At 65.4% G+C, this 15,136-nt stretch carries 11 protein-coding genes; 10 read left to right on the forward strand and 1 reads right to left on the reverse strand.

What is annotated here, in order from left to right; translation table 11 throughout:
* The first annotated feature begins 91 nt into the window (after nucleotides 1-91).
* From AC0ZJQ_RS05735 to ccoM, 4 genes are all read left to right on the forward strand, one after another.
* Nucleotides 92-391 carry a hypothetical protein gene (locus AC0ZJQ_RS05735; protein ID WP_008568215.1) on the forward strand — a complete coding sequence of 100 codons (300 nt, stop codon included), beginning with the start codon at nucleotides 92-94 and terminating at the stop codon, nucleotides 389-391.
* A 39-nt stretch (nucleotides 392-430) separates the two neighbouring features.
* Nucleotides 431-1,027 (forward strand): alpha-ketoglutarate-dependent dioxygenase AlkB family protein, encoded by a 597-nt coding sequence (locus AC0ZJQ_RS05740; RefSeq protein ID WP_008568214.1) that lies wholly within the window; start codon nucleotides 431-433, stop codon nucleotides 1,025-1,027.
* Complete coding sequence (locus AC0ZJQ_RS05745) at nucleotides 1,024-1,191, forward strand: hypothetical protein (protein WP_008568213.1); 168 nt, start codon at nucleotides 1,024-1,026, stop codon at nucleotides 1,189-1,191. The genes AC0ZJQ_RS05740 and AC0ZJQ_RS05745 overlap by 4 nt, the downstream gene beginning before the upstream one ends.
* A 226-nt stretch (nucleotides 1,192-1,417) precedes the next feature.
* Entirely contained in the window at nucleotides 1,418-1,534 is a 117-nt protein-coding gene (gene ccoM / locus AC0ZJQ_RS05750) for a cytochrome c oxidase subunit CcoM (protein ID WP_008568212.1), read from the forward strand.
* Nucleotides 1,535-1,686: 152 nt separating this feature from the next.
* Here ccoM and AC0ZJQ_RS05755 read toward each other — a convergent pair whose 3' ends face one another.
* Nucleotides 1,687-2,157, reverse strand: coding sequence for a MaoC family dehydratase (locus AC0ZJQ_RS05755; RefSeq protein WP_008568211.1), 471 nt, complete (start codon nucleotides 2,155-2,157; stop codon nucleotides 1,687-1,689).
* Nucleotides 2,158-2,426: 269 nt separating this feature from the next.
* Here AC0ZJQ_RS05755 and fadD2 point away from each other — a divergent pair, with 269 nt between their 5' ends.
* The 6 genes from fadD2 to rarD all read left to right on the forward strand — a co-directional run bounded on the left by fadD2 (nucleotide 2,427) and on the right by rarD (nucleotide 15,125).
* Nucleotides 2,427-4,115: a long-chain-fatty-acid--CoA ligase FadD2 gene (fadD2, locus tag AC0ZJQ_RS05760; protein ID WP_301620050.1), complete on the forward strand. Its 1,689-nt coding sequence runs from the start codon at nucleotides 2,427-2,429 to the stop codon at nucleotides 4,113-4,115.
* Between the two features lie 226 nt (nucleotides 4,116-4,341).
* Nucleotides 4,342-6,033 carry a long-chain-fatty-acid--CoA ligase FadD1 gene (gene fadD1 / locus AC0ZJQ_RS05765; RefSeq protein ID WP_102827377.1) on the forward strand — a complete coding sequence of 564 codons (1,692 nt, stop codon included), beginning with the start codon at nucleotides 4,342-4,344 and terminating at the stop codon, nucleotides 6,031-6,033.
* Nucleotides 6,034-6,292: 259 nt separating this feature from the next.
* Nucleotides 6,293-7,978, forward strand: a complete 1,686-nt coding sequence (locus AC0ZJQ_RS05770) for a methyl-accepting chemotaxis protein (protein ID WP_043295995.1) — start codon at nucleotides 6,293-6,295, stop codon at nucleotides 7,976-7,978.
* A gap of 310 nt (nucleotides 7,979-8,288) precedes the next feature.
* The gene (locus tag AC0ZJQ_RS05775; RefSeq protein WP_273526483.1) at nucleotides 8,289-9,899 is read left to right on the forward strand and encodes a M28 family metallopeptidase; all 1,611 of its coding nucleotides are present in this window, start codon (nucleotides 8,289-8,291) and stop codon (nucleotides 9,897-9,899) included.
* A gap of 128 nt (nucleotides 9,900-10,027) precedes the next feature.
* Nucleotides 10,028-14,182, forward strand: a complete 4,155-nt coding sequence (hrpA, locus tag AC0ZJQ_RS05780; protein ID WP_476477476.1) for an ATP-dependent RNA helicase HrpA — start codon at nucleotides 10,028-10,030, stop codon at nucleotides 14,180-14,182.
* 40 nt (nucleotides 14,183-14,222) lie between these two features.
* On the forward strand, nucleotides 14,223-15,125 hold the full coding sequence (gene rarD / locus AC0ZJQ_RS05785; RefSeq protein ID WP_155552075.1) for an EamA family transporter RarD: 903 nt from the start codon (nucleotides 14,223-14,225) through the stop codon (nucleotides 15,123-15,125).
* Nucleotides 15,126-15,136: the final 11 nt, after the last annotated feature.

A 15,136-nucleotide genomic window follows, 5' to 3' on the forward strand; every position in this document is an offset into this window, starting at 1 on the left:
CGACGACCGACGGCCTTCAAGCACAGCAAGTGTAGCGGCCCTGCTACAGTGACAAACAACGATCCGCCTCGATGCGCAACAGGACTCACGCATGCTGCCACCCATTCCCTCAGGCGTCTTTCCGGTCAGTGCGCAGCAGGACGCGGTCAAGCCGCGCCCGGATATCCAGCCCGTCGCGCCGGTGGAACCGGCCGCCGGGGAAAGTGCCATCGCGCTGGACCGCCGCCATCCGCAGGAAACCGAGCAGATGCTGCGCGACGAGCAGCGTCGGCGGCAGCGGCGCGGATCGACGCCGGGCGAGCAGACTCCTGACCTCCCCAACGAAGGCGATGCCCGCGATGATGCAGACGAGCGCCCGCGCCAGGGCCGGTGGGTGGATGTCGAAGTCTGAGCTGTGCCGCAGATTGTTCGGCTCGGGCAGTCGCCGCGCATGACCGACCCGGTGTCGCTGCCCGATGCCGATCTGCGCTATCTGCCGCAATGGCTCGCGGCGCCGCTGGCGGATGCCTGGCTGGCCGAACTGATCGAGCAAACCCCGTGGCAACAGCCGCGGATCAGCCTTTACGGCCGCCGCGTGGCGATTCCGCGGCAGGTGGCCTGGTACGGCGATGCGCAGGCGAGCTATCGCTATTCCGGCCTGCAGCACGAGCCGCTTGCCTGGACGCCCGTGCTCGCGGCGCTACGCGAGCGCTTGCAAGACGAGCTGGGACAGCCATTTAACGGTGTGTTGCTCAATTACTATCGCGACGGCCAGGACGCGATGGGCTGGCACAGCGATGACGAGCCGGAGCTGGGCCACGAGCCGCTGCTGGCGTCACTGAGCCTGGGCGCCACTCGGCGCTTCGATCTGCGGCGTAAGGGCAGCCAGCGCATCGAGTATTCCATTGCCCTCGAACATGGCTCGCTACTGGTCATGGGCGGGGCGACCCAGCATCATTGGCAGCACCAGATCGCCCGCACCCGCAAGGTCCGGGCGCCGCGCCTCAACCTGACCTTTCGCCTGATCCATCCACGGACCCGAGCATGAGCAGTGACGACGACAAGCTGATCGATTTCAGCGCCGAGCGCGACAAGCGCATTCATGAGCAGAACGACAAGCGCCTCGCTGAGATGCGCAAGGCCTTCGAACAGGCGCTGCCGCTGGGGCAGGTCAAGAAAAGCCGCAGCAAGAAGAAGCCGAAGAAACGCTGATTTCGCCGTTGCACGAGCGCCCGGTAGCACCCGCTTCCCCGTCGCGATACCCGGCCAGCGCGCCGATTTCCGCCTCGAAATACCCCTTCTTTCTTGATCCAGATCAGTCACCGGGCACGCTTTTCGTCAGCTATCTGCGGCTATTGATATCGATCAATTTCGTGCGCCGAAGAGCGCATTAACGTGCGCCCATCGGACAGCAAAACAGCTTCGGAGGGAAGGTCTCATGTTCGTCGATAATGTGGTGCTCGCAGGGGTTGTCACGGTCGGCCTGATGGTCGCCTTCCTCGGTGGATTCGCATATTTCATCTGGCGGGACGCGCAAAAGAAAAAGCGCAGCTGATCCCGCTCGATAAAAGAGCACGCAAGGCATTTGGGCGACCCTAGGTCGCCTTTTTTTTTGCTCTTGATTTATGCGGTGGCCGAGGTTGGGGAAACCTCGGTCAGGCGAGCCGTCCGTGCAACGACACGGAGCGGCAGGGAGGAGGGGGTGGATCAGCCGATGCTGATCGGCGGCAGCTCCTTCAGCTCCACGGTTTCGTGCTTGCGCGGGGCCAGCACTTCGGCCTCGCCATCGACGACCTGCTCGTCGTTCTGGTTGAACACCTGCGTGGCGATGCGCACGCGGTTCTTCGGCAGCTTTTCCAGAATTTCCAGGCGCACGGTGAGGGTGTCGCCGATCTTCACCGGTCGGGTGAACTTCATGGTCTGGCCGAGATAGATCGTGCCCGGTCCCGGCATGGTGCAGGCCACGGCGGCGCTTATCAGCGCACCGCTGAACATGCCGTGCGCGATGCGCTCGCGAAACAGCGTGCCAGCGGCGAACTCGGCGTCCAGGTGTACCGGATTGCGATCACCGGACATGGCCGCAAACAGCTGGATGTCGCGTTCGCCGACGGTCTTCTCGAAGCTCGCGGTCTGACCTACTTCCAGCGCGGAGTAGGGCGTGCTGCTGATGGTATTCATGCTCGGTATCTGTCCTTGGTCGCAGAGAGGGGGTGGCGGCGTGCCCGCTCGGAAGAGCGCGCGCACCGGTCGGGCTGAAAAAGGTGCGCTGCATTCTAGTGGCTGACGCGAAGCTTGTCCCGACGTCCGGGGCACTTGGTCGGAGATGGAAGATTCACAGCGGTGATGGGGGCTGGTGAGCGCTTGCACCGTGGTGATGAGCTGCTAAGTTCGGCTCAGCCCGAATACCCGCACGGGCCAGACACTCTCAGGTCAAGAGGCTAATAACAGTGCAACCTGAATTCTGGAATGACAAACGTCCCGCCGGCGTGCCGAACGATATCGATATGTCCGCCTACCGCTCTGTGGTCGAGGTGTTCGAGCGTGCCTGCAAGGCCCACGCGGATCGTCCGGCCTTCACCAACATGGGCGTCACCCTGACCTACAGCGATCTCGAACGCCACTCCGCTGCTTTCGCGGCCTGGCTGCAGAACCACACCGACCTGCAGCCGGGTGAGCGCATCGCCGTGCAGATGCCCAACCTGCTGCAATACCCGATCGCCGTGTTCGGCGCGCTGCGTGCCGGGCTGGTGGTGGTCAACACTAACCCGCTGTACACCGTGCGCGAGATGCGCCATCAGTTTCAGGATTCCGGCGTGCGTGCGCTGGTGTATCTGAATACCTTCGGCCGGCAGGTGCAGGAGGTGCTGGCCGATACCCGCATCGACTACCTGATCGAGGCGAAGATCGGTGATCTGCTGCCCGGCCTGAAGGGCGCGCTGGTCAACGCCGCGGTCCGTCATGTGAAGAAGATGGTGCCGGCCTACAGCCTGCCGCAGGCGGTCTCTTTCAAGACGGTGCTGCGCGAGGGCGCGCGCCACAGCCTGCGGCCGGTGCCGCTGAGCCAGACGCACCTTGCGGTGTTGCAGTACACCGGCGGCACTACCGGCGTGGCCAAGGGAGCGATGCTCAGTCACGGCAATCTGGTGGCGAACATGCAGCAGGTGCGGGCGAACATGCAGCAACTGGATGACAATGGGCACCCGGTTATTCGCGAGGGACAGGAGGTGATGATCGCGCCGTTGCCGCTCTATCACATCTACGCCTTCACCGTAAATTGCATGTGCATGATGGTGACTGGCAATCACAACGTACTGATCACCAATCCGCGCGACATCAATGGCTTCGTCAAGGAGCTGCAGCGCTGGCGTTTCTCCGGCTTCCTCGGTCTGAATACGTTGTTTGTCGCGTTGATGTCGCATCCGGAGTTCCGCCGGATCGATTTTTCCGCGCTCAAGGGCACCAATTCCGGTGGCACGGCGCTGGTTTCGGCGGTGGCCGAGCGCTGGCAGCAACTGACCGGCTGCACCGTGGTCGAGGGCTACGGCCTTACGGAAACCTCGCCGGTGGTTTGCGCCAACCCGCACGGCGACCGTTCGCGGCTGGGTACGGTAGGACTGCCGGTACCGGGCACGCTGCTCAAGGTGATCGACGACGACGGCCGCGAGCTGCCGCTCGGTGCGCGTGGCGAGCTGTGTGTGAAGGGACCGCAGGTGATGCTGGGCTACTGGCAGCGCCCGGAGGCGACCGCCGAGGTGCTCGATGATGCGGGCTGGCTGCGCACTGGCGATATTGCCGTCATCGACGAGGACGGCTTCGTGCGGATCGTCGATCGCAAGAAGGACCTGATCATCGTCTCCGGCTTCAACGTCTATCCCAACGAGATCGAGGAAGTGGTCATGGCGCACCCGAAGGTCGCCAGCTGCGCCGCCATCGGCGTGCCCGACGAGAAATCCGGCGAGGCGGTCAAGCTGTTCATCGTGCCGCGCGAGCCGGGGCTGACCGTCGAGGAACTGCAGCGCTACTGCCGCGAGAATTTCACCGGCTACAAGCTGCCGCGCCACTACGTCCTGCGCGACTCGTTGCCGATGACTCCAGTGGGTAAGATCCTGCGGCGCGAGTTGCGCGATATCGCCTGAAACCACCGGTCAGGCGCTCTGGCACGGCCAATCTGGGTGGTGACCGAATTTTTAAATTCGGTCACTTTGTGCCTTGGTTGTACATAAATGGCTCTATTCGCTCAGTTTCAAAGCTGCTAACCTCGGCCGGCTTCTTGCCGCTATCCACGGCACAAAAGTTTACAAAACACAACAAAACAGCTGCCATTGTGTGCAGTGAAGAAGGCTGTCGCTTAGGAGTAGGGTCATGACCGAAAACTTCTGGAAGGATAAATATCCTGTTGGGGTTGCCAGCGAAATCAATCCCGATGAGTACCAGAATATCCAGACAGTGCTGAAACTGTCCTGCGAGCGCTTCGCGGACAAGCCGGCTTTCAGCAGTCTCGGCAAGACGCTGACCTACGGCGAGCTGTATCGACTCTCCGGCGAGTTTGCCGCCTATCTTCAACACCACACCGATCTGCAGCCCGGCGACCGCATCGCCGTGCAGCTGCCCAATCTGCTCCAGTACCCGATCGTGGTGTTCGGCGCCATGCGTGCCGGGCTGATCGTGGTCAACACTAACCCGCTGTATACCGCGCGGGAGATGGAACACCAGTTCAACGATGCCGGCGCCAAGGCGCTGGTGTGCCTGGCCAACATGGCGCATCTGGCCGAGGCGGTGCTGCCCAAGACCGGGATCAGGCATGTGGTGATCACCGAGGTCGGCGACATGCTGTCGCCGCTCAAGCGCCTGCTGGTCAACACCGTGGTCAAGCACGTCAAGAAGATGGTGCCGGCCTACCGCCTGCCTTCGGCGGTGCGCTTGAACGATGCCCTGGCCCAGGGACGCGGCCGGACAGTGCGTGACGCCAGTCCGAACGGCCAGGACGTCGCCGTGCTGCAGTACACCGGCGGTACCACCGGTGTCGCCAAGGGCGCGATGCTGACGCACCGCAACATCGTCGCCAACATGCTGCAGTGCAAGGCGCTGATGGGGTCGAACCTCGAGGAAGGCCGCGAGGTGCTCATCGCGCCGCTGCCCCTGTATCACATCTATGCGTTCACCTTTCATTGCATGACGATGATGCTCAGCGGCAACCACAACATCCTCATCAGCAACCCGCGCGACCTGCCGGCGATGATGAAGGACCTGGCCCGCTACCGCTTCAGCGGCTTCGTCGGCCTCAACACGCTGTTCGTCGCGCTGTGCAACAGCGAGGACTTCCGCAAGCTGGACTTCTCCGCGCTCAAGGTCACGCTGTCGGGTGGCATGGCGCTGCAGCTGGCCACGGCAGAGCGATGGAAGCAGGTTACCGGCTGCTCGATCTGCGAAGGCTACGGCCTGACCGAAACCAGCCCGGTAGCCTCGGTCAACCCGATCACGCATATCCAGCTCGGCACCATCGGTATCCCGGTGCCCTCGACACGCTTCAAGGTCATCAACGATGACGGCCAGGAGCTGCCGCAGGGCGAGATCGGCGAGCTGTGCATCAAGGGGCCGCAGGTGATGAAGGGCTACTGGCAACGGCCGGAAGCCACCGCCGAGGTGATGGATGCCGAAGGCTTCTTCAAGACCGGCGATATCGGCGTGATCCAGGCCGACGGCTACATCCGCATCGTCGACCGCAAGAAGGACATGATTCTGGTATCCGGTTTCAACGTCTACCCGAACGAGCTGGAAGACGTGCTGGCCACGCTGCCCGGCGTACTGCAGTGCGCCGCCATCGGCGTGCCGGACGAGAAATCCGGCGAGGCGATCAAGCTGTTCGTGGTGGTCAAGCCGGGCGAGAGCCTGACCCGTGAGCAGGTCATGCAGCACATGCACGACAACCTGACCGGCTACAAGCGCCCGCGCTACGTCGAATTCCGCGACAGTCTGCCGACCACCAACGTCGGCAAGATCCTGCGTCGGGAATTGCGTGACCAGGAATTGAAGAAGCTCGCCGAAGCGAGCTGATCGAGCCGCACGCCAAAAGCCCCGCCAGCTGCACGCTGCGCGGGGCTTTTTTTTGGTCGATGCTCGCCGCGGCGCTGGAACCCCGGTGCTAGGCACATCTGACGGGTACTGACAGGCGTTTTCTGAGAGACCCTTCACGCTGAAAGGTTTTTTTCATCGTTGGGGTTAAGTAACCCGTGGATTAAGCCGACAAGCTCTTGCAATACCTAAGTGCCATCACCTTTGGTCGGTGGTCGCTAGTACTTTAGAGATAGATGCCATGCTTTCGAATCTTCGACTTCGCGCGAAACTCCTGCTGCTGGCCCTCGGGCCGATCCTGCTCCTGACGATCATGCTTAGCGGCATCGCCGTGTATGAGCTGCGTAACCTTGCCGAGCAGCAGGAGGAGCACACCCGACAGAGCCTGATCAGCGACCGCCGTGCCGAACTGCAGAACTACGTGCAGCTCGCGCGCAATGCGCTGGCACCGATCTACGACGCGTCGGCAGACGGCGACATGCAGGCGCGCGACCAGGCGGTGGCGATCCTCGAGCGCCTGTCCTACGGCAAGGATGGCTATTTCTGGGGCTACGACGACAAGTCCGTACGCGTTCTGCAGGGCAACACCCGCGACAAGATCGGCCAGAGCTTCTACGACTTCCGCGACCCGAATGGCGTCTATGCCATCCGTGAACTGGTGGCGGCCGCGCAGAACGGCAGCCATTACGTTGATTACAGCTTCGGGCTGGCGGCCAGCAGCACCCTGGTGCCCAAAGTCGGTTATGCCGAGTACCTGCCGAAGTGGAAGCTGGCATTCGGTACCTCGCTCAACCTCGACGGCGTCGAGCGCGACGTCGAAGAGGCGCGCGCCGAGTTCCAGCAGCGCATCGACGTGCTGGTGACCATCATGCTCGGCTCGGCCGCGGCGCTGCTGGTACTGATGGCGATTCTCGCCGTGTTCATGAGCAACGCCGTGCTGCGGCCGCTGCTGCTGATCAAAGCCCGTCTGGACGACATGGCGCAGGGCGAGGGCGACCTCACCCATCGTCTGCCGGTTACCAGCAAGGACGAACTCGGTGAACTGGCCGGCGCCTTCAACCGCTTCGTCGAGAAGATTCATCTGCTGGTACGCCAGGTCGCCGGTACCACCACCGAGCTGACCGGCATGGTCGGCGCGGTGGCCAGCCAGGCGCAGCGTTCCGAGCAGGCCATGGCCAGCCAGCGTCACGAAACCGACCAGGTCGCCACCGCGATCAACGAGATGTCCGCCGCCGCCCATGAGGTGGCGATGAGCGCGCAGCGCGCGGCCGAAGCGGCGCAGGAAACCGACCAGCAGGGCCAGGCGGCCAAGCAGGTGGTCGACCAGAGCATCCGCCAGATTCACGAGCTGGTAGTTGAGCTGCGCGGCAGCGGCGAGTCGCTGGAAGGGCTGCAGCAGGATGTGAAAGGCATCGTCGGCGTGCTCGACGTGATCCGTGCCATCGCCGAGCAGACCAACCTGCTGGCGCTCAACGCTGCCATCGAGGCGGCGCGAGCGGGTGAGGCCGGACGTGGCTTCGCCGTGGTCGCCGACGAGGTGCGCGCACTGGCCAGCCGCACGCAGCAGAGCACCGGCGAGATCCAGGGCATGATCGACCGCCTGCAAAGCGCCACCAGCCACACCGTGACCGCCATGCTGCGCGCCGGCGAGAAGGGCGACAGCACCCAGCAGCAGGCGAACCAGGCCGGCGAATCGCTGGATGCCATCGCGGCGTTGATCGGCACCATCAACTCGATGAACGCCCAGATCGCCGCGGCCGCCGAAGAACAGACCGCCGTGGCCGAAGAGATCAACCGCAGCGTGCATCACATCGCCGATGCCGTGGACACGGTGGCCAGCGACGCCGCGCAAGGCGCGCAGACCTCGCGTGATCTCGGCGGTGTGGCCGAGCGCCTGCAGAAACTGGTCGGCCAGTTCCGCGTCTGATCGTGGCGCAACGGCGGCGCAATGCCGCCGTTGCGTTTGGCTTGCCTGCGACTCCCTCCCGAAAACCTCCCCGCCGTTACTTCCCGCCGACCAGGCCGGTGCGTGGGCTGTGCGCGCCCTACGCCGCGCTGTCGCGTTGCCGCGGAGTTCCACCGACCCGACCGACGGCATGACCGCCCGGCGCCCACGCAAGAACGCAGCGGTGAGCCGCCGGGTCTAGCTCCCTATGGCCGCGTCCCCGATACCGGGGAGTGGTGGTGTAAGCCTTAAGCGGCCTGCCCATCAATCACGTCGCAAGGATGAGTCACCCATGCACAAGAACAACAACGCACTACGGGTAGTCGCTTCTCTCGCAATGGCCTTTACCGGCGCGGCATTCGCCGCACCACCGGTTGAGACCCAGCGTTTCGATGATTTCTGGAGTCCCGGCAAACCGGATGCCTCGGTCTGCCGCTCGCCGCTGATGGTCGGCACGCCGCTCGGTCTGCCGCGCTGCCTGCAGGCCGGCAACGTGCTCAAGCACCTGCAGAGCCTGCAGGACATCGCCAGCCTCAATGACGGCAACCGCGCCTCCGGCCTGCCGGGCTACCAGGCCTCGGTGGATTACGTGCGCAGCAAGCTGGAGCGTGCTGGCTACCGGGTGCGGGTGCAGGCCTTTCCCTTCCTCGCCTTCTACCCGACCGGCCCCGGCGTGCTCAACGCGCTGGCGCCGCAGCAGCAGAACTACGTCTGGGAGGAAGACTTCACCTACCTGGAGCAGAGCGATCCCGGCACCGTCACCGCCCAGGTGGTCGCGGTGGACGTCATGCTCGGTGCCGGCAACACCTCCACCAGCGGTTGCGAGGCAGAAGACTTCGCCGGCTTCCCCGCTGGCGCCATTGCCTTGATCCAGCGCGGCACCTGCCCGTTCGGCCAGAAGGCCACGCTGGCCGCCGCGGCCGGCGCATCCGGCGTGGTGATCTTCAACCAGGGCGATACCGAGGACCGCAAGGGTCTGATGGGCGCCACCCTCGGTGCGGATTACGCCGGCGGCATACCGGTGCTGTTCGCCACCTACGACAACGGCGCGGCCTGGGCGCAGACCGCCGGTCTGCAGCTGAGCATGACCGTCGACGTGATCCGCGAGCAGACCGAGACCTACAACGTCCTGGCCGAAACGCGTCGCGGCAATCCCGACAACGTGGTGATGGTCGGCGCGCATCTGGACTCGGTGGCCGAAGGGCCCGGCATCAACGACAACGGTTCCGGCAGCGCGGCATTGCTGGAGATGGCACTGCTGATGAGCAAGGCCCATCCGTTGAACAAGGTGCGCTTCGCCTGGTGGGGCGCGGAGGAATCCGGTCTGGTCGGCTCGACCCATTACGTCACGCAGTTGCCGGACGAGGAAAAGCGGCGCATCAAGGCCTACCTCAACGCCGACATGATCGGTTCGCCGAACTTCGCCAACTTCATCTATGACGGCGACGGCTCGGACTTCGGCCTGCAGGGCCCGCCCGGCTCGGCCGCTATCGAGCGTCTGCTGCGCGCCTATTTCGATCTGCGCAACCAGCCCTCGGAAGGCACCGAAATCGACTTCCGTTCCGACTATGCGCAGTTCTTCGAGGACGGCATCGCCTTCGGCGGGCTGTTCACCGGCGCCGAGGACGTGAAGAGCGAGGCCCAGGCGCAGCGCTACGGTGGCGCGGCGGGGCAGGCGTTCGACCCGTGCTACCACAACGAATGCGACAACCTCGCCAACATCTCCAGCGAAGCCCTCGAGCTGCACGGCGATGCGCTGGCCTTCGCCACCAGCTGGCTATCGCTGTCGACCAAGGCCATTGACGACGAGATTGCCGCCGCCGCCAGCGCCGCGCAGGGCGCCACCACCCTGCGTGCGCAGAAGGTGCAGGAGAAATCCCGCTGGGGTCTCTGGCTGCGCTGATCGTCTGAGCGCTTGACCACCGCGCCGGTTCGCCGGCGCGGTGCGATTGGAGGGCTGTCGGCTCGTCGTTCGGCACCGTGCGAAATCTGCGACAATCGCGCCTTTCACGAATTGCCCCACGGCTGTCCATGACCGACGCAACGCCCGCCTTCGATACCCTGTTCAACAACCTCGACCAGACCTTCAGCGCCGACCGCCATCGCCTGCGCCGGCAGCTGCACGAGCTGCGCAAGAAGCCCGATGAGGCCAAGCTCGCCCAGTGGCTGGAGCGCTTCCAGGCCTCGGCGGCCAAGGTCGAGACGCGTCGGCAGAGCGTGCCGGCGATCCGCTACGACGATGCCCTGCCGATCGCCGCCAAGCGCGACGAGATCAAGGCGGCGCTTGCCCAGCATCAGGTGCTGGTGATCGCCGGCGAAACCGGCTCGGGCAAGACCACCCAGCTGCCGAAGATCTGCTTGGAAATGGGCCGCGGCGTGAACGGGCTGATCGGCCACACCCAGCCGCGCCGGCTGGCCGCGCGCAGCGTGGCGACGCGGGTAGCGGAGGAACTGGGCGCGCCGCTGGGCGAACTGGTGGGCTATCAGGTGCGCTTCGAGGATCAGAGCACCGAGCGCACGCTGATCAAGCTGATGACCGACGGCATCCTGCTCGCCGAGACTCAGCACGACCGTTTCCTGGAAAAGTACGACACGATCATCGTCGACGAGGCCCACGAGCGCTCGCTGAACATCGATTTCCTGCTCGGCTTCCTCAAGACCCTGCTGCCGCGCCGGCCGGATCTGAAGGTGATCATCACCTCGGCGACCATCGATCTGGAGCGCTTTTCCAAACATTTCAACGATGCGCCGATCATCGAGGTTTCCGGCCGCACCTACCCGGTGGAGACCTGGTACCGCCCGCTGGCCGCCGAGACCGACGAGGACGGCAACCGGGTCGAGGACGATCTGACCGTCGATCAGGGCATCCTCGCCGCGCTGGACGAGATCGCCGCTCACGAGAAAAGCGTCGGCCAGCGCCCCGGCGACGTGCTGGTGTTCCTCCCGGGCGAACGCGAGATCCGCGATGCTGCCGAGATGCTGCGCAAGGCCAACCTGCGCCTGACCGAGGTGCTGCCGCTGTATGCGCGGCTGACTCCGGCCGAGCAGCAGAAGATCTTCCGCCCGGCATCCGGCCGCAAGATCGTGCTGGCCACCAACGTCGCGGAAACCTCGCTGACCGTGCCGGGCATTCGCTACGTGATCGATTCCGGCACCGCGCGCATCAGCCGCTACAGCTACCGCGCCAAGGTCCAGCGCCTGCCCATCGAGGCGGTGTCGCAGGCCAGTGCCAACCAGCGCAAGGGCCGCTGTGGCCGGGTCGAGCCGGGCATCTGCATCCGCCTGTACAGCGAGGAGGATTTTCTCTCCCGCCCCGAATTCACCGATCCGGAAATCCTGCGCACCAACCTCGCCGCGGTCATCCTGCAGATGCTGCACCTGCGCCTCGGCGATATTCAGGATTTCCCCTTCATCGAGCCGCCGGACGGCAAGGCCATCAGCGACGGCTTCAACCTGTTGCAGGAGCTTTCGGCGGTCAATCGCGAGAACCAGCTGACGCCGCTGGGCCGCCAGCTGGCGCGCCTGCCGATCGATCCGCGCCTCGGTCGCATGCTGCTGGAGGCCGCGCGGCTGGGCAGCCTGAGCGAAGTGCTGATCGTCGCCAGCGCGCTCTCGGTGCAGGACGTGCGCGAGCGTCCGGCCGACCGCCAGCAGGCGGCCGATCAGGCCCACGCGCAGTGGAAAGACCCGGACTCGGACTTCGCCGCGCTGATCAACCTCTGGCGCGGCTTCGAGGAGCAGCGTCAGGCGCTGGGCGCCAACGCGCTGCGCAGCTGGTGCCGCAAGAACTTCCTCAACTATCTGCGCCTGCGCGAATGGCGCGATGCGCACCGGCAACTGCTGCTGATCGCCCGCGAGCTCAAGCTCGGCGCGAGTAAGGCGGTGGATGGCGCCGGCCATCCACCCTACGAAAAGCCGGGCGCCCGCCAGGACCGTAGGGTGGACAACGGCAAAGCCTTGTCCACCGGCAACGCCGCAAAATCGGTGGATGGCCACCTTGTGGAAGACGGCGCAGCCTCTTCCACGCGTCCGGCCGAGGCCGCCTCCCAACCCGCGCCCACCAGGGACACCAAGGTCAACGTCGTCCTTCGCCAGCAGGCCGAGGCCAGCGAGGCCGCGCAGAAGGCCAAGAGCTACGCCGCCGTGCACCAGGCGATCCTCGCCGGGCTGCTCAGCCAGATCGGTCACAAGACCGAGGACGGTGATTATCTCGGCGCGCGTCAGCGGCGCTTCTGGATACATCCGTCCAGCGTCATCGGCCGCAAGAAGCCGCAGTGGGTGATGGCCGCCGAGCTGGTGGAAACCACCAAGCTGTTCGCGCGCATGGTGGCGAAGATCGAACCGGACTGGATCGAGCCGCTGGCCGGGCACCTGATCAAGAAGAACCACTTCGAGCCGCACTGGGAGAAGAAGCGCGGCCAGGTGGTGGCCTACGAGCAGGTCACGCTTTATGGGCTGATCGTGGTCGGCCGCCGCCCGGTGCACTACGGGCCGATCGACCCGCCGGCGGCGCGCGAGCTGTTCATCCGCGAAGGCCTGGTGCGCGGCGAGATCAACAGCCGCGCCCGCGCGCTGGCAGCCAACCGCGAGCTGCTCGAACGGATGGACGAGCTGGAGGCCAAGGCACGTCGCCGCGACATTCTCGCCGACGAGGAAACCCTGTTCGGCTACTACGCTGCGCGCCTGCCGGCGGATATCTACCAGACCGCCAGCTTCGAGAACTGGTACAAGCGCGAGAGCCAGAAGAACCCGCAGCTGCTGGTCATGCGCGAGGAAGACGTGCTCGCCCGCGAGGCCAGCGAGGTCACTGCCGCGCAGTACCCGGACCACCTGCGCATCGGCGAGCTGCAATTGCCGCTGGAATACCACTTCGAGCCCAACCACCCGCGCGACGGCGTGACCCTGCGCGTGCCGGCACCGCTGTTGCCGCAGCTGCGCCGCGAACGGCTGGACTGGCTGGTGCCCGGGCTGATCGAGGCCAAGGCGATCGCGCTGGTGCGCAACCTGCCCAAGGCGATCCGCAAGAACTTCGTGCCGGTGCCGGATTTCGTCGGCGCGGCGCTTTCCAAGATCAGCTTCGGCGACGGCGCGCTGCCCGATGCGCTGGGCCGCGAACTGACGCGCATGACCGGCGCCCGTGTGGCGGACGAAGCCTGGGCCGAGGCGGCCGCCGGGTTGGAAAACCACCTGAAGATGAACATCGAGGTGGTCGACGCGCGCGGCAAGTTCCTCGGTGAAGGGCGTGACCTGGCCGAGCTGACCGCGCGCTTCGCCGAGGCCAGCCAGGCCGCGCTGGCGCCGCCGCAGCAGAAGGCCGAGCAGAAGCCGGTCGAGGCCAAGGGCTTTGCCCAGGTGGCGGAGAAGGCCCAGGCGAAGGTGGCCGGATTGTCGATGACCGTTTACCCGGCGCTGGTCGAAGAGGCCGGGGTGGTCAAGGAAGGGCGCTTCCCGACCCAGGCCGAGGCCGACTGGCAGCACCGTCGCGCCCTGCAGCGGCTGCTGCTGCAGCAACTGGCCGAGCCGGCCAAGTTCCTGCGCAGCAAACTGCCAGGGCTGACCGAACTCGGCCTGCTGTATCGCGACATGGGCAAGATCGACGCGCTGGTCGAGGACGTCCTCTTGGCCAGTCTGGACAGCTGCGTTCTCGATGGTGAGGCCCAGCTGCCGCGTGATGGCGCGGCGCTGGCCTCGCTGGCGGAGAAGAAGCGCGGCGACTGGACTACGCACGCCGAGCGGCTGGCGCGGCTGGTGCTGGAAATCCTCAAGCACTGGCACGGCCTGCAGAAGCGCTTCAAGGGCAAGATCGATCTGGCCCAGGCGGTGGCGCTCAACGACATCAAGGCGCAGCTGGGCAATCTGGTCTATCCGGGCTTCGTCCGCGAGACGCCGACCGAGTGGCTGAAGGAATACCCGCGCTATCTGAAAGCTATCGAACAGCGCTTCGAGAAGATCGGCGCACAGCTGCAGCGTGATCGCGTCTGGTCCGGCGAGCTGGCCGGCTATTGGGAGCAGTACCAGGCACGACTGAAGAAGCACCAGCAGGAAGGCAAGCGCGATCCGCAGCTGGCGCTCTATCGCTGGATGCTGGAGGAGTACCGCGTCTCGCTGTGGGCCCAGCAGTTGGGAACCCGAATGCCGGTATCGGACAAGCGCCTGAACAAGCAGTGGAGCCAGGTCGAGCCCTGATCGCCGGGGCGACCGTTCCATGCGGATGGCCGGGAGGCTCATGCACACTCACAACAGCCTGCCCGGGGTGCTCAGTTCGCTCGGCGCCTCGGCACTGTTCGCCACGCTCTACTACTACACCACGCTGTTGCAGCCGCTGGACGGCCAGCAGGTCTATGGCTGGCGCATCCTGCTGACCGCGCCGTGTCTGGCGTTGCTGCTGCTCGGTTTCGGACGCTGGGGCGAGGTGCGCGCGATTCTGGCGCGGTTGCCCGCCGAGCCGCGGCTGTGGCTGGGCTTGCCGCTGTCCTCGGCGCTGGTCGGCGTGCAGCTGTGGCTGTTCATGTGGGCGCCGATCAATGGCCACGGGCTGGATGTTTCACTCGGCTATTTCCTGCTGCCGCTGGCCCTGGTGCTCACCGGGCGGCTGCTGTTCGGCGAGGCGATCAGCCGGCTGCAACGGTTGGCCTGCCTGCTGGCGGCGGTTGGCGTCGGCAACGAACTGCTGCGGGCGTCGTCGTTGTCCTGGCCGGTGCTGGCGGTCGCGCTCGGCTATCCCGGCTACTTCGCCCTGCGTCGCTGGATCGGTACCGCCAACCTCGGCGGTCTGTGGCTGGACCTGGTTATCAGCCTGCCGGTCGCCGCCGCGTTCGCCCTGTCCGATGGCGAGACGCTGCGCCAGGTGGCCGCGAGCCCGCGCCTGCTGGTGCTGATCTTCGGTCTGGGCGCGCTCAGTGCGGTGGCGCTGGCGCTGATGATCATCGCCGGCAAGCGCCTGAATCTCGCCCTGTTCGGCCTGCTCAGCTACGTCGAGCCGGTGTTGCTGGTGGTGGTATCGCTGCTGCTCGGCGAAAGCATCGCGCCGCAGCAATGGCTGACCTACGGCGCGATCTGGCTGGCTATCGCGGTGCTGGTGCTGGAAGGGCTGCGGGCGCTGCGCAAGATGGGCAAGCGCGCCGCCTGATCCCGACGGTT

It is taken from the genome of Stutzerimonas sp. 21-1, from assembly GCF_056336065.1.

Coding starts and splice junctions, on each gene's coding strand:
- ccoM (WP_008568212.1), top strand. CDS start 1,418: ATGTTCGTCGATAATGTGGTGCTCGCAGGGGTTGTCACGGTCGGCCTG.
- fadD1 (WP_102827377.1), top strand. CDS start 4,342: ATGACCGAAAACTTCTGGAAGGATAAATATCCTGTTGGGGTTGCCAGC.
- AC0ZJQ_RS05740 (WP_008568214.1), top strand. CDS start 431: ATGACCGACCCGGTGTCGCTGCCCGATGCCGATCTGCGCTATCTGCCG.
- AC0ZJQ_RS05755 (WP_008568211.1), bottom strand. CDS start 2,157: ATGAATACCATCAGCAGCACGCCCTACTCCGCGCTGGAAGTAGGTCAG.
- AC0ZJQ_RS05745 (WP_008568213.1), top strand. CDS start 1,024: ATGAGCAGTGACGACGACAAGCTGATCGATTTCAGCGCCGAGCGCGAC.
- AC0ZJQ_RS05775 (WP_273526483.1), top strand. CDS start 8,289: ATGCACAAGAACAACAACGCACTACGGGTAGTCGCTTCTCTCGCAATG.
- rarD (WP_155552075.1), top strand. CDS start 14,223: ATGCACACTCACAACAGCCTGCCCGGGGTGCTCAGTTCGCTCGGCGCC.
- AC0ZJQ_RS05735 (WP_008568215.1), top strand. CDS start 92: ATGCTGCCACCCATTCCCTCAGGCGTCTTTCCGGTCAGTGCGCAGCAG.
- hrpA (WP_476477476.1), top strand. CDS start 10,028: ATGACCGACGCAACGCCCGCCTTCGATACCCTGTTCAACAACCTCGAC.
- AC0ZJQ_RS05770 (WP_043295995.1), top strand. CDS start 6,293: ATGCTTTCGAATCTTCGACTTCGCGCGAAACTCCTGCTGCTGGCCCTC.